15 protein-coding genes, 1 tRNA gene and 1 pseudogene are annotated in these 14,429 nt (G+C 55.2%); 8 read left to right on the top strand and 9 right to left on the bottom strand.

The features are described 5' to 3' along the window. Window positions 1-169: 169 nt before the first annotated feature. A pseudogene (locus tag AC2D8P_RS09500) lies at window positions 170-768 on the bottom strand (IS6 family transposase). Between the two features lie 108 nt (window positions 769-876). Next, a tRNA-Ser gene (locus AC2D8P_RS09495) sits at window positions 877-966 on the bottom strand. 145 nt (window positions 967-1,111) lie between these two features. Between AC2D8P_RS09495 and AC2D8P_RS09490 the strand changes: the two genes are divergently transcribed. Together AC2D8P_RS09490 and AC2D8P_RS09485 are read left to right on the top strand one after the other, a co-directional pair. Further along, the gene (locus AC2D8P_RS09490; RefSeq protein ID WP_484702249.1) at window positions 1,112-1,477 is read left to right on the top strand and encodes an SUF system Fe-S cluster assembly protein; all 366 of its coding nucleotides are present in this window, start codon (window positions 1,112-1,114) and stop codon (window positions 1,475-1,477) included. 66 nt (window positions 1,478-1,543) lie between these two features. Then, a complete protein-coding gene (locus AC2D8P_RS09485) occupies window positions 1,544-1,903 on the top strand; it encodes a HesB/IscA family protein (RefSeq protein WP_484702247.1) in 360 nt (119 codons plus the stop codon). Window positions 1,904-2,089: 186 nt separating this feature from the next. On the opposite strand, the gene AC2D8P_RS09480 is transcribed toward AC2D8P_RS09485, so the two are convergent. From AC2D8P_RS09480 to AC2D8P_RS09455, 6 genes are all read right to left on the bottom strand, one after another. Further along, window positions 2,090-2,746 carry an SCO family protein gene (locus tag AC2D8P_RS09480; RefSeq protein WP_484702246.1) on the bottom strand — a complete coding sequence of 219 codons (657 nt, stop codon included), beginning with the start codon at window positions 2,744-2,746 and terminating at the stop codon, window positions 2,090-2,092. Between the two features lie 12 nt (window positions 2,747-2,758). After that, window positions 2,759-3,124 (bottom strand): c-type cytochrome, encoded by a 366-nt coding sequence (locus tag AC2D8P_RS09475; protein WP_484702245.1) that lies wholly within the window; start codon window positions 3,122-3,124, stop codon window positions 2,759-2,761. A 40-nt stretch (window positions 3,125-3,164) separates the two neighbouring features. Beyond that, window positions 3,165-3,995 carry a formylglycine-generating enzyme family protein gene (locus AC2D8P_RS09470; RefSeq protein WP_484702243.1) on the bottom strand — a complete coding sequence of 277 codons (831 nt, stop codon included), beginning with the start codon at window positions 3,993-3,995 and terminating at the stop codon, window positions 3,165-3,167. Between the two features lie 23 nt (window positions 3,996-4,018). Then, window positions 4,019-5,203 carry a copper-containing nitrite reductase gene (gene nirK / locus AC2D8P_RS09465; protein WP_484702242.1) on the bottom strand — a complete coding sequence of 395 codons (1,185 nt, stop codon included), beginning with the start codon at window positions 5,201-5,203 and terminating at the stop codon, window positions 4,019-4,021. Between the two features lie 246 nt (window positions 5,204-5,449). Continuing rightward, window positions 5,450-5,866: an RrF2 family transcriptional regulator gene (locus tag AC2D8P_RS09460; protein ID WP_484702240.1), complete on the bottom strand. Its 417-nt coding sequence runs from the start codon at window positions 5,864-5,866 to the stop codon at window positions 5,450-5,452. A 257-nt stretch (window positions 5,867-6,123) separates the two neighbouring features. Further along, on the bottom strand, window positions 6,124-6,558 hold the full coding sequence (locus tag AC2D8P_RS09455; RefSeq protein ID WP_484702238.1) for an FKBP-type peptidyl-prolyl cis-trans isomerase: 435 nt from the start codon (window positions 6,556-6,558) through the stop codon (window positions 6,124-6,126). 169 nt (window positions 6,559-6,727) lie between these two features. Between AC2D8P_RS09455 and AC2D8P_RS09450 the strand changes: the two genes are divergently transcribed. The 6 genes from AC2D8P_RS09450 (at window position 6,728) to AC2D8P_RS09425 (ending at window position 13,155) form a co-directional block, all read left to right on the top strand. Further along, window positions 6,728-7,414 carry a haloacid dehalogenase type II gene (locus tag AC2D8P_RS09450; protein ID WP_484702236.1) on the top strand — a complete coding sequence of 229 codons (687 nt, stop codon included), beginning with the start codon at window positions 6,728-6,730 and terminating at the stop codon, window positions 7,412-7,414. Between the two features lie 4 nt (window positions 7,415-7,418). Then, on the top strand, window positions 7,419-8,240 hold the full coding sequence (locus AC2D8P_RS09445; RefSeq protein WP_484702235.1) for an alpha/beta fold hydrolase: 822 nt from the start codon (window positions 7,419-7,421) through the stop codon (window positions 8,238-8,240). Beyond that, window positions 8,237-9,217 (top strand): threonine ammonia-lyase, encoded by a 981-nt coding sequence (locus tag AC2D8P_RS09440; RefSeq protein ID WP_484702233.1) that lies wholly within the window; start codon window positions 8,237-8,239, stop codon window positions 9,215-9,217. The genes AC2D8P_RS09445 and AC2D8P_RS09440 overlap by 4 nt, the downstream gene beginning before the upstream one ends. Then, window positions 9,214-10,413, top strand: a complete 1,200-nt coding sequence (locus AC2D8P_RS09435; RefSeq protein ID WP_484702230.1) for an endonuclease/exonuclease/phosphatase family protein — start codon at window positions 9,214-9,216, stop codon at window positions 10,411-10,413. Before AC2D8P_RS09440 ends, AC2D8P_RS09435 begins: the two co-directional genes overlap by 4 nt. A 156-nt stretch (window positions 10,414-10,569) precedes the next feature. Further along, entirely contained in the window at window positions 10,570-11,784 is a 1,215-nt protein-coding gene (locus tag AC2D8P_RS09430) for a TCR/Tet family MFS transporter (RefSeq protein ID WP_484702228.1), read from the top strand. Window positions 11,785-11,916: 132 nt separating this feature from the next. Continuing rightward, window positions 11,917-13,155: a mandelate racemase/muconate lactonizing enzyme family protein gene (locus AC2D8P_RS09425; protein ID WP_484702226.1), complete on the top strand. Its 1,239-nt coding sequence runs from the start codon at window positions 11,917-11,919 to the stop codon at window positions 13,153-13,155. Here the strand turns inward: AC2D8P_RS09425 and AC2D8P_RS09420 are convergent. Next, window positions 13,152-14,198, bottom strand: coding sequence for a Hint domain-containing protein (locus tag AC2D8P_RS09420; RefSeq protein WP_484702224.1), 1,047 nt, complete (start codon window positions 14,196-14,198; stop codon window positions 13,152-13,154). The two genes, AC2D8P_RS09425 and AC2D8P_RS09420, sit on opposite strands and share 4 nt — an antisense overlap. Window positions 14,199-14,429: the final 231 nt, after the last annotated feature.

The following is a 14,429-nucleotide window of genomic DNA, read 5'->3' as shown; positions in this document are numbered from 1 at the left end:
TATCGCCTGCTTCGAGTTCATCGAAGGCTGGTACAACCCCTCTCGCCGACACTCGGCATTGGGGTATAAGTCACCCATCAACTACGAAAGGACCGCCGCTGAAGGGCTGGAATCTCTAAGCCGATCGACGAATTCGAACCAGTCTCCACAAGGACAGTGACGCTGCCCTTTAAACCAAACAAAGTTGGCGCCACCTAGCGAGAGCAGCGGCACGGTTTCGCTTGAAGTTTGGTCTTGAGTATAGGCTGCGTTCCGAGTTGAAGAGGTTATAGACAGAGGCGTGGACGGAAGCGTTGCATCACTCGCTCTCGTCGTCGAAACGGAAGAAGTGAGTTCTCGGCTCTGTTGTTCAACCATCGCCCCGTCTGCTGCCGATCAGAGTTCCCAATACCCTTCATTGCCGAGCTATCGGATCCAAGCTCGTCAGTTACGATGACATTCGGTTGACCTTACCGCTTCATCAATTTCCTTAAGAATTTCAATGCATCTTTGCGGTTCCGGCGCTTGGAAACATAAACATCCAAAACCTCTCCCTCGTGATCAACCCCCCGCCACCGATAGTGTTGTTCTTTGTTGATCTTCACGAACATTTCATCCAGATGCCATTGCCAATTAGAATATGCACGCATCCTTGATATCGATCCCACGCTCATGAAGAAGAACTTCCACATTGCGAAGTGACAGTGGGAAATGGACATACATCATGGCCACTAACTTGATGATCTCGGGGCTCGTGCGAAAACAGCGAAAAGGATTTGGTTTAGACATACCTTGTCGCTAGAAAACCGCCTTGCCAGGCTCAGGACAAAATTACTCTGACAAGACCCGCGTGGGAATTTTGGCTAAAACAGTACCGGAAATGGAGAGATTTGTCGGTGGCGGAGAGACAGGGATTCGAACCCTGGAGACGGTCTCCCGCCTACACACTTTCCAGGCGTGCGCCTTCGACCACTCGGCCACCTCTCCGCAGTGGCGGCGTCTTACTATCACCCGCCCCCCGAGCGCAAGGGGTAAATTTGGCCCTAGCTGCGACATTCAGCAGCAAATTCAGGCTCTGGACGGCTTCAGGCTTAATCCTTATATCTTCACTCAGGTAATAGACGAGGATTCCATGGCCAACACAGCCGAAGCCCCAATGGAAGGGGCCCCTTTGATCAAGCCATCCAGCACCGATCATCCGATTTATGATCAGGTGGTAGAGGCGTGTCGTACGGTCTATGACCCTGAAATTCCTGTGAATATCTATGATCTTGGCCTGATCTACACTGTTGAGATCAGCGAGGAAAGCGATGTTCATATCACCATGTCGCTGACGGCACCCGGCTGCCCGGTGGCTGGTGAGATGCCCGGCTGGGTGGCCGAGGCTGTCGAACCGCTGCCGGGCGTCAAGACCGTAAGCGTCGAACTGACATGGGAGCCCCCTTGGGGCATGGATATGATGTCAGACGAAGCGCGTTTGGAACTTGGATTCATGTAGTCCGGGGCTTGAGAACCCATCAAAGGACCCCTAAGTCTAAATCGAACCAACCCAGTGGAACATCCCATGTTCGGAATCCCCGGCAAACAAGCCGTCACCATGACCCCAGCTGCGATCCGACAGATCGCAAAACTGATGGACCGCGAGGGCCATCAGGGGTTGCGTATTGGGGTGAAGAAGGGCGGCTGTGCCGGGATGGAATACACCATGGAATATGCCGCAGATATCAATCCTCATGATGAGGTGATCGAACAAGATGGCGCCCGCGTCATGATCGCCCCCATGGCCCAAATGTTCCTGTTCGGGACAGAGATCGACTACCAGACGTCCCTTCTGGAAGCAGGGTTCAAGTTCAACAACCCGAATGTGTCAGAAGCCTGCGGTTGCGGCGAGTCCATCAAGTTCGACATTCCCGGGCGGGATTAATCTGCCAAGGCAACGGTTGCTCAAAAAAGAGCCTCTGAGAGCGTAGAACGATAGAGACATCAGCTTGACGCCGACGCTAAGGGAACAGATCAAAAGATAACTGATACGCCTGTCGCCTCAAAGGGCCGCAGAAACACCTACACAATATCAAAATTAGTGATCATGTGCAGAATGACGGTGACCAGCTTAATAGACCTTGTTGGCGTTTAAATCGGTGAGAATGGCGTCGGACAATTGATCGGGTCGGCTGGATTCGGGGTAGTAGCCAAGCAAACTTCCGTCTTCGCCGATCAGATAGATGTAGCTTGTATGATCGATCAAATAATATTCATCATCCTGCGTTTGTGAACTGATTTCATAATACGCCAGAAATGCCGACGCGAGCGTTTTAATCTGGTTATCTTTTCCCGTCAGACCCTCCAACCGATCGTGAAAATACCCGACATATTCGTTCAGAACTTCGGGGGTATCACGGTCTGGATCAACCGTAACAAAAATTGGTGTTAGTGCGACTCCCCGCGCATCCAGAATATCAAGTGCCCCGGCGACATTTGCCAACCCCATGGGACAAATGTCCGGGCAAAATGTGTAGCCAAAGAACACCACACGCATTGAACCTGCATAGCTCCCCCAATTGGTCGCCACGCCCTGATGCGACTGCAACACGACGCGCTGCAGCGTTTGTGTATCCACATTAATGGTGGGTGCGCTGTGCTGAACGGCCGACTGTTTTTGGTCGTCGACGAATTGATTGCCCATCGCAAAACCAAACGCGGCGATCACGACTAAACACGTGAACGCCAGACGCAGGTCCAGGGTTTTTTCTGGAAGGTGTTTCAGCATGTCGATCCGCGATTACTGAAGTGTGTCCAGATAGGCGAGAAGGTTTTGCATGTCTTCTTCTTTCTTGATCCCGGCAAAGGCCATTTTCGTGCCCGGAACGAACTGCTTGGGGTTTTCCAGAAAAGCTGTCAGGCTTTCTTCATCCCAGGCAAAGTCAGCTTCTGCCATGGCGCTGGAATACCGATAGCCTTCTACCGATCCGGCCTCTCGTCCAACCACGCCAAAGAGAGATGGTCCTAGCTTGCGCTTGCCTTCCTCGTTTGAATGGCAAGACGCGCATTTTCGAAACACGGATTCCCCTTTCGCAACATCACCTTCGGCGATGGCCGAGGAGCTGATCACAATAAGTAACAACACAGACAGCACTGAATATTTCATTTGGTTTCCTCTTCTTAGTGGGTGTGAGTGAGTGGTGGGATTAATTTTTTGATACCATTGACAGTTTTAGCGGGTACGCGGCTGGGGAACTCTCTGTGAGATCCCGAACTAAACGAAACCCGATATTTGCGGGTGGAAATCCGATAGAGCAGCCACCCGTTGGCACCACCCTGATCAGTTCAGATTGGTACGTCATGTGAGCCCCGGCCAGAACACGTACGCCACCGCAATTGCTTCGGGCGTCAGCGCCGCCGCCCGATGATGGTGCGCGCCAGCAGCTGTCGGTCCATTCCCAGACATTCCCGGATATATCGGCCACACCATTTTCTTCCGACCCAAAATGCCCGATGGGCCTGGTGCGACGCTCTGCGCGTTTGCCGAAATTTGCGTAATCTGCAGCCCATGCGAGTCTCGGATCGTCGAAAAGTTTATCGACCTCTTCATCAAGCACATCTACCGCTAGCGCGCGCCATTCATCTTCAAGCGGCAGGCGGTGCTGAATGCCGGTTTCCCGAGAGATCCAAGCGATATATTGCTGGGCATCGTGCCAGCTGATGCCCGAAACCGGGTGGTCGTCTTCTACATAGTTTCGCCGTTTCGGAATGTAGCCACATGCGCCAGCGTCGACGCATTTTTGCCACTCGGCGAATGTGACCTCATATTTTGCGACCGAAATACGAGAGGCCTGACCGGCGCCTTGAGGCAACTCAACGACGATTTCCTCGATCGCGTGGCCGACATCCACAGGCGTACCCGCGAATGCCGTCACCCTTCCAAAGAAATGAGGCAACCCTGGCGCAACCACACGCCCCGTCGCGAAGGCGACAACTGCCGTGACGATGCAACATGCCAGAAAAACCAGCAGCCTCATTTCTTCTCTCCCTGGTCGGATTGTTATGCTTGGATCGGTCCGGGTTTTTCGACCTGCGCCATCAGGTCATTGTCCCATTCCCCGTCCACAACGACATGGCACGCTGCGCCAAGTTCGACCGCTTCGATCAGGTTGTGGTTGAGATAAACATAGACCCCCGGCTGTCGGAATGTGTAGAGCGCCGCACCGGCCGAACCGCCGCGAATAAACCATGTTTCAAGCCCGGTTGCCGGGTCATCTGCAAACGATCCTGCTTCCCATACATAGTCGCCATGACCGCCAATCAAATGCGGGCGTGAGTCCCGGTTTGATTGCGCGTGAATAAACAATGCGGTTCTGCCGACGGCGGATTTCAGGGCGTGCTCGCCCGTTATCGCACCAACCTTGCCGTTAAAGACGACATGTGTCGGCGTCAGGGTGCGCATCAGCGGCAGAACGTCGGCAAAGTTTTCGCCCGCGCTCTCATAGACTTTCCAATCGCCGTTTTCGTCCTTGGGGATATAGAAATCTTGCTCGCCGATGTAGAAAACGTCATCGTAGGATAGCAAGTTCCCTTCCTTGTCGCTCAGGCCGTCGCGCGGCAATACCATTACGGCACCATTCATTCCGTGCACCACGTGATACGGGATCATTTGTCCGCCGGGTGCGCAGTGATAAACGAAAACCCCCGGTTTTATCGCCTTCCAGCGCAGCTTGGCCTGCTCGCCGGGCAGCACATGCGTAAGTCCCGCACCGCCAAGGGCACCTGTGGAAGAGTGGAAGTCAATATTGTGTTCCATGGTGCTGTCCGCCGGGTTGATCAGCGTCAACTCAACATAGTCACCCTCGTGGCAGACAATCAGCGGCCCCGGGACCGATCCGTCAAATGTCAACGCCCAGGTTTCTGCACCTGTGTCATCAACCTCCCAACGCATTTCCTTGATGACCATGGTCACTTCTACGACTTTCGGACCGCCGCTGGCTACTTGTTCGAACTCTGGCGCATATGGGGGTGCAACCAGTTTTTGCTTCACACGAGGCAGCGCTGCGATTTCTGCTTCGCTCAGCGATGCGCTGATCAACGAAGCGCTTCCGGCAGCACTTCCCGATGCCGCCGCCGCTTTATTTCCCGCTGCTACGAATGCACCAAATGCCGCGGCAGAAGAGGCAACCGTACCCGCTTTTAAAAAATCCCGACGGTCCAGCCCGCCTTTTGTATCTGATGCCATATTGATGTCTCCCGTTCCCTAATTGGCTATAACAGGTATTTTATATATATCTTTAATAAAAGATGTAAACAAAATATTTGTTAAACTCGTAACAATTTTCCTTCCCGCCAAAAGCGATCGAAATATAAAATTTAAATAAATTTTATCAGATGCTTAACCTTACGCACCGCGGAAAGAATACTGTAAGATCTGCACGTCGCTTCCGACATACATATCGCCAATATGGTCAGTAGGGTAAATTTAGAATCAATTTAGAAAGGCCGACTTTTCCAGTTGAATATCGGCCAATGTGTATTTGCCCAATGCATCCAGAAACGCCCCCATCGCCTCATTCAAGGGGGCCGTCAATCGGCATCTGGAAGTAAGCCTGCACTTATTGTCGACACGCATACATTCGACCAAACGAAAGTCTGTTTCTGTCGTCCGAACAACGGATGCCAGATTGATATCTTCAGGCGCGCAAGCCAATCGCAATCCACCAGAACGACCGCGAACGGCCTCCAGAAAGCCTGCACGCGTCAGCGTATTGACGACCTTCATCAGATGTCCTCTCGAGACATTGTAAAATTCATTCATCTCATCAATCGTCACCAGTCTTTCCTGACTTGAAGCCGCAAAAAGCAACACCCGAAAAGATAGGTCTGTAAAACTCGTCAATCGCATTTTCGTTCCTCAAATTCACACCCTGAATATGGCAAATGCAGAAACTTCTCAATCAATCTTACGTCTCAACTGTGGTGTCGCATTCTGATGAATAAGTTTGATGCGTCCTGGCCCTCCTAGGCGCGCAAGGTTTCAAACATGTTCTCCACCACTCCGACCATTGATAGCCTACGGCGCGCCCTATTTCTTGAAGCGCGCCCCATGGGCGCTTCTTTGCCTTTGGCGAAGGTATTTAGGGCGAAAGGAAGAGGGCGGCGTCAGCTTGCCTTGATCGACACAACTTCGAAGGCAAAGGTCAGATCCTTGCCTGCCAAGGGATGGTTTGCATCCAACGTCACCTCGGTCTCTGACAGCTCTGCCACGGTCACATTCATGATCCGCCCTTCAGGGGTCTGCGCCTGAAGCTGGGTGCCCACATGCAGATGGATCTCTTCAGGAATATCACTCCGCGCAACGGTTTGCCGCGCGTGCGGATCGGGCTGGCCATAGGCATCATCAGCGGCGATCTCGACAGTTTTCTTGTCCCCGACCTGCAATCCCGGCAGCGCCGCATCCAACCCACGGATGATCTGGCCGGATCCCACAGCAAATTCCAGCGGATCACGTCCTTGCGAACTGTCAAAGACCGAACCGTCTGTCAGGGTGCCGGTGTAATGAATGCGAACCACGTCGCCCTTTTTGATAGCGGTCATAGAGATGTCTTTCGATACAGGGGTCAATTGGCCACCCGTCGGGGCGACAAGAGCGGTAAACTTTGCCCACGCGGTCCTGATTGTAAAGGCTTGGGTGGGAATTTCATGCGCTCTCCCCTTTCGCCGGGGCGGGCCTTGTGCAAATCTCCACGCCAGGAGCGAAGCCACCATGCCCATCACAACCTGCATATTCGACGCCTACGGAACCCTCTTTGACGTGGGATCAGCCGCGCGGCGGGTGGCCCTGACCTCTGAAAATCAGACCTTGCGACACAACTGGCAGCAACTGGCAGAGTTGTGGCGACAAAAACAGCTGCAATATACGTGGTTAAGGGCGATCACCAACACCCATACGGATTTCTGGCAAGTCACCCAAGACGGATTGGATTGGGCGATGGAGGCGCTGGATCTGTCTGATCCCGACCTGCGTGACCGCTTGCTGACACTATACCGGGAGTTAGAGGCCTACCCAGAAGTTCCCGAAATGCTGCACCGGTTGAAAAACAGGGGGCTGACCTGTGCAATACTGTCTAATGGCGCACCAGAGATGTTGAACGCCGCGGTAAGTAACGCGGGCATCCAAGGGCATCTGGACGATGTCCTGTCGGTCGAGCAGGTCGGCGTCTTTAAACCCGCGTCTAAGGTTTACGATCTGGTTGGCGAGCGGTTTGGCAGCCGGACTGAGGAGGTGTTATTTATCTCTTCCAACGGCTGGGACGCGGCGGGGGCTTCGGGCTACGGATTTGAAACCGTTTGGGTCAACCGGTCCGGTGATCCTATGGATCGCCTGCCATGGCACCCTCAGCATATCTTGACCGACCTGTCCGCCATTCCTGATCTGATCGGCGCGGGGTGAGGATATGGCGTATTTCACCACATCGGATGGCATCAAACTGGCCTTCAGGGATGAAGGTGCCGGCCCATCGCTCCTCTGCCTGTCAGGACTAACCCGCAACAGCACTGATTTCGATTATGTCGCGCCACACCTGACCGGGCTTCGGTTAATCCGGCTGGATTATCGCGGGCGGGGACGGTCTGACTGGGCCGACTATCGCACCTACACGGTCATGCGCGAGGCGCAGGATGTGGTTGAGCTGCTGGATCATCTGGGGCTGGAACGCACTGCGATTTTGGGAACGTCACGCGGCGGGTTGGTGGCGATGATACTGGCGGCAACGGCCAAATCGCGGCTTTCTGGTGTATGCCTGAACGACATCGGGCCAGAACTGGACCCCGATGGCCTGAAATTCATTATGACTTATCTGGGCCGCCGACCATCCCAGAAAACCCACGAGGATGCCGCCAACGCGCGCGCGCAATATATGACCGGATTTGCCAACGTCCCCAAGAGCCGGTGGATGGAAGAGGTCGAACGCTTTTACCCCAAAACCGAACGCGGCCTGGGGATCGACTATGACCCGGCGCTCAGGAAGGCCGTGGCCGAACAGGCCAGACAGGAAACCCCTGACCTGTGGCCCCTGTTTGATTGCTTTGCCGACCTGCCCTTGGCCCTGATCCGCGGGGCGGGATCTGACCTTCTGCCCCTGCAAGTGGCGGAAAAGATGAAACACCGCCGCCCCGACATGCTTTTTGCCAATGTTCCAGATCGGGGGCATGTGCCCTTCCTGGATGAGCCTGAAAGCCTTGATATTTTAACCAAATTCCTGGATCGCATCGCATGACAGATTTTACCATGATCACCGCCGCGGCAGAACGGTTGAAGGGGCACGCCCGCCGCACCCCTTTGCTGTCATCGCCGTTTTTGGATCAGATCGCTGGGCGGCGTGTATTTGTGAAACCGGAATGTCTGCAACACACTGGCAGTTTCAAATTTCGTGGTGCGTGGTCGGCAATATCGGCCCTGGATACGGATACGCGGGCAAAGGGCGTTATCGCCTTTTCCTCTGGCAACCACGCACAGGGCGTGGCCTATGCGGCGCAGCTTCATGGCATTCTTTCGGTCATCATCATGCCCGCCGATGCGCCACGGTTAAAGATCGACAACACCCGCGCCTTGGGCGCCGAGGTGGTGCTCTATGACCGCGACCGGGAGGACAGAGATGAGATCGGCGAACGCCTCTCTGCCGAGCGTGGTCTGACCCTGATCCGCCCCTTTGACGAACCACTGGTCATTGCCGGGCAAGGCACGACCGGGTTGGAGATTGCCGAGCAGGCAGCCGAATTGGGGATCGACAAAGCCGAGGTTCTGATCAATTGCGGCGGCGGCGGCCTGACATCCGGCATCGCGCTGGCGCTAGAGGCGAAGGCCCCCGGAATGCGCGCCCGGACGGTTGAGCCCGAGGGCTTTGACGATGTTGCCCGTTCGCTGCGATCGGGCAAACATGAACGCAATCTGCGCATGTCCGGCAGCCTGTGCGATGCCATCGTCACGCCAACACCGGGGCAGTTGACCTTCCCGATCATGCAGCGCCTGTGTGGGGCAGGCATCGCCGTACCGGATCAGGACTGTATGCACGCCATGGCGCAGGCCTTTCTGCGTCTGAAAATCACACTGGAACCCGGGGGGGCGTGTTCGCTGGCGGCGGCTCTCTTTCACCCGGATCAGCTCGATTCTGACACCGTGATCTGCGTTGCCACCGGCGGCAATGTGGACCCGGATATCTTTCAAACCGCTCTCAGCAACTATGGTGCCCTATGACTCGTTTCACGATTGCCTCTTTCAACGTCAAAAATCTGATCGGTGCGGACAAGGAATACTACAAGTTCCAAACCTACACGCCCGAGGAATACGCCTGGAAAGAGGATTGGCTGGCCGAACAGTTGTTTTCCATGGATGCCGATATCGTCGGCTTTCAGGAGATATTCGAAGAGGCAGCGTTGCGGTCGGTAGTGAAAGAGGCAAACCAGCGGGCCCGCCTGTTAAATGACGCCGCCATCCCCGATAAGTCCAAACGCTATCACCGCAAGGCGATCTTTCGTAGACTGGCGGTGACGGGGTATGATGACGCGGCGATCGCCTTTGCCGCCAATAGCGCTGATGCGGGCCCCGGCCAACGTCGCCCCGGCGTCGCCATCCTGTCGCGTTTTGGGTTTGAAGGCCCGCCAAAGGTCATTCAGGACCTGCCCGAACCGCTGGATATTCCTTTCTCCCCGTTGCGCGGGCTGGACGGCGATCAGGATGCCGGGTTTTTCCGGCTTCGTCGGCTGTCACGGCCGATCCTGAAGGTTCGCGTGCCGGTGGAGGGCCAGCCCATCACGGTCTTTACCTGCCACCTGAAATCAAAGCTCGGTGAATTCATCACCCCCGATGGCGCAGGATTTGCGCCAGAAGCTGACCTAACCCGGTATGATCCGGTGGGTCGGTCCCTGGGCAGCCTGCGCGCAGCCCTGCGCCGAATGGCAGAGGCCTGGGTGTTACGCCGCGAAATTGTCAGCGAGATCCGCAAGGGCCACCCGGTTGTGGTTACGGGTGATTTCAACGATGGCGAAGATGCAGTCAGCTCAGAAATCATCACCGGCGAAGCGCCGTTCAAGAATTACGGCTGGATGCTGCGTCATGACGCCAAGGACTATAACGACCGCTACAGTGCTGAAGAGCATCAGCAAATCACCGAAAATGTGGAGGCCCAACGCCTGCACTCTGCCGAAAAACTGTTTGTGCGCAAAAGTTTGCGCGACATGGTCTATACGTCAGCCTTTGGTGGTGCCTTTGAATCCATCGATCAGATCTATCTGTCGCGGCATTTCCATCCCGACTTTGCCGATCGGATTGGCGAGATGGAATATTTCAGCGTTCTGAATGATCATCTGACCGACGGCAGCCATCCAGAGGCCCCCTATAACAAGCTTGCCTCTGATCATGGTCAGATCATTGCCCATATGCGATTGAAATAGGGGTGCTGCCCCTCTGCGGCTGACGCCACATTCACCCCGAAGTATTTTTGGCGAAAGGAAGATGCCGGGCGTTTCATGCCCGTCGCCACACTTCTTTGCGCCATTGCATTCTGAACTGAACAGTTTATTTATTCTCCGTTCTTGACCGGAGCCTTCATGCCGCGCCTGCCTGTCCTTTTCATTGTGCTGACCATGATCATCGATGCGATGGGCATCGGACTGATCATGCCGGTCATGCCGGATCTGATCCGCGAGGTTCAGGGCGCATCGCTGGCCGATGCTGCGATCTGGGGTGGCATTCTGTCTTTTGCATTTGCCATCATGCAGTTTCTGTTCGGGCCAATGTTAGGCAGCCTGTCAGACCGGTTCGGGCGCCGTCCAGTTTTATTGGTCTCACTTTTTGCGATGGCAGTTGATTATCTGATCATGGCGGTTGCCGGATCAATCTGGCTGTTGTTGGCCGGACGTGTCTTTGGCGGGCTGACCGCCGCCACGCATTCGACGGCCGCGGCCTATATGGCAGATATCTCAAAGCCAGAGGAAAAAGCGCAAAATTTCGGGCTTGTATCTGCCGCCTTTGGCGTCGGCTTTGTGCTGGGGCCACTGATCGGGGGGTTGCTGTCGACGTTTGGTCCCCGCGCGCCCTTTATTGCCGCGGCAGTGCTGGCCGGTCTGAACTTTTTACTCGGATATTTTGCGCTCACGGAAACGGTCACTGACCGCATCAGGCGCCCGTTCACCTGGCGTCGTGCCAACCCGTTTGGGGCCTTGCTCGCCGTGGCGCGCCTGCCCGGGCTTCGCGCCCTGATGTTTGTCTATTTCCTCTATCAAATGGCTTTTTATGTTTACCCGTCTGTCTGGTCTTTTTTCACGCAGGAACGTTTTGGCTGGACCCCGCAGATCGTCGGCTATTCATTGGCGGTTTTCGGCATTTCCATGGCCATTTCGCAGGGATTTCTGATCCGCATTGTGATCCCAAAACTGGGGGAGCGAAAAACCGTCATCATAGGGTTCAGCCTTGATATCTTTGCCTTTGCCCTGACCGGCCTGTTGACCAATGGCTGGATCGTCATGGGGCTGGCGCCGATCTCGGCCATTGGTGCGATGGCGACACCCGCGTTGCAGGGGATCATGTCACGCGCCGCCGAGGACAACCAACAAGGTGAGCTACAGGGGGTTCTGGCCAGCATCACGGCACTGGCAATGATTCTGTCACCGCTGCTGATGACCCAGGTTTTCGCCTATTTCAGCGGCGGAGGGGCCTCGATTTACCTGCCCGGCGCGCCATTTTTGGTCTCTATGCTGATGATGGCCGTCGCGTTGGCAGTGTATATGATAATTTTTCGCCGGGTCACGATCGCGATTACCTGAACGCGACCTACTTTGTCGCGGAACTGACTTGCAAGTTGATTCCCCTCGCCGCAGTCTATTGCCCGAAACCGGGTCGGTTGTGCGAATGTACGTCGGACCATTACCATGCACTCCCACCGGACGGGACACATCATGAAACTACGTGATCTAGAAATCTTCACCGTTGCCCCCCCACCGCCAGGGTGGGGCGGGCGCTATTGGATCTTTGTCAAGCTGACCACCGACAATGGTATCACCGGTTACGGCGAATGCTATGCAACCTCGGTCGGACCGCAAGCGATGGAGGCGATCATTCGCGATGTCTTTGATCGCCACATGCTGGGTGAAAACCCAGAAAACATCGAACGGATGTTCCGCCGCGCCTATTCCTCTGGCTTCACCCAACGACCTGACTTGACGGTCATGGGGGCGTTTTCAGGGATGGAAATCGCCTGTTGGGACATACTTGGCAAAGCGCTTGACCGGCCGGTCTATGCGCTGCTGGGCGGGGTGATGAATGAACGCATCCGTTCCTACACATATCTCTACCCCCTGCCCCATCATGACATCGGTGCGTTCTGGAACTCGCCTGATATGGCGGCGGAATCGGCGGCAGAAATGGTCCGGCTTGGGTTTACCGCCGTGAAATTTGACCCCGCCGGTCCCTATACGATGCGCGGTGGCCACATGCCCGCGATGAACGACATCTGCAAATCCGCTGCCTTCTGCAAAGCCATTCGCGAAGCCGTCGGTGACAAGGCCGACTTACTGTTTGGCACCCACGGCCAGTTCACCACCGCAGGTGCAATCCGGTTGGCGAAAGCCATCGAACCCTACAATCCCCTGTGGTATGAGGAACCCATCCCTCCAGACAATATCGAAGAGATGGCCAAGGTGGCGCGCGCCACATCGATCCCTGTTGCAACTGGCGAACGCCTGACCACCAAGGCCGAATTTGCGCCGATCCTGCGATCCGGCGCGGCAACAATCCTGCAGCCCGCTTTGGGCCGATCCGGCGGCATACTTGAAACCAAAAAAATTGCCGCGCTCGCAGAGGCGTACAATGCACAAGTCGCGCCGCACCTTTATGCGGGCCCTGTGGAATGGGCGGCGAATGTGCAGCTTGCCGCCAATATCCCGAACATCCTGATGGCTGAAACCATCGGCACAGGGGGTGATTTCCACCTGCCGCTGATCAAACATTCGATCGAGTGGGAAGACGGCTATATCAAAGTTCCAACCGCGCCGGGGCTGGGGATTGAATTTGACGAGGATCTCGCCCGCGCGCATCCCTATACCGACACGGGCCTGCATCTGGAAATGCAGGACGCCCCCTGTAACTACAAGGACGGGAACGATTTTCGCGGCGGCGCGCCGGTTAAAGAGGATTAATCCGGATCAATCTGCCTTAGCAGCGTGCCCTCCCACCGCTTTAGCATCGGGCGGGCGGGTTGCATCTGCGTGGCCTCGACGGCGTTGCCGTTCAGCAATTCCGGAAACATCGCGGCGATTTCATCAAATTGGGCCGGGGACAACGTGTTCAGCGACTGCGGCCCGATGAACAGGCTTTCCGCCCAGATACCATGCGCCTGCAAGATCTCATGCCCGGCGCACATGACGTGGTGATAGGAGATGGTGCCGCCCGGACGCCGATAAATCGTATCGCCATTGGCCAATGACACCGCCGGGATCAGCGCCTGATCGACCCCGAACATCAGTTCGACCTGCGGGCCGCCGACCAGCACCCGATGTTGCGGCGACACCACCAGATCGGCCGGATTGCCGAGCGCACCTGCCGAGATGACAATTGGTGCCAGATCGGCCTTTGCCTTGGTTTTAAATGACCCCACCCAAACCAACGGCTGCGCGCCGTTATCATGGGTCAGAACCAGATCACCGACCGACAGATGCTCCACCGCGATCGGGCCGCCCGGAGTTTCAATCAGCGTGCCCGACGCAAAACAAAGAAAATCGGTGCGACCATCTCCGATCTCAAACCCCGGATTATCGTCTTCAATAATCGCATCAAAGGTGATGCTGACAATTCCACCGGCTTCAAGTACCGGGTTGCCATCCCCGACAAGATACAGGTTTCCATCAGCATCTTGAATAATCGTGACGATCACACCTGATTGAGTCACCATCCCATTCGAGGTGGCATAGGTGATTGTCACAGAATATTGGATTGTAGAGTCCAGTTGGCTGATGCCACTCGGACCGGTGACGGTTTCTGTCGCGCCCAGGTCCTCTTCTACCGTTTTGTTGCCATCTGTGTCGCCAAAAGTCAGACTCACTTGTTGATCATATAATGGATCGGACTCGCTACCGAAGGTCAGTCCAACCAGATCGCTGGCTTTTTCGGATTTCGTATTGCCACCATCACTGCGATCAAGATCGCCAAATATGCCCAAACTTATGGCAGAATAGTCAACCACGCCTATTAATCCTTTCCATCCCCACGTCAGTTAAATTGGCAGAAACAAAAAGATATGCCAACGATTATCGAAACACAGCGCAACCAAGAAATTAATTCGACCTCAATTCTCCGCGGAGAGAGCGATTAATCGCGCCTTCTGGTCTTAAATTCAATTTCATCTGGCGCTAACTAAAGTCATTGAAACAGCGCAATATCACCTTGATAAAAGGGGCGACTCCCCTCCCTTGAT

It is taken from the genome of Roseovarius sp. YIN77, assembly GCF_057219155.1.
This window is presented reverse-complemented; position numbering and strand designations above follow the sequence as displayed.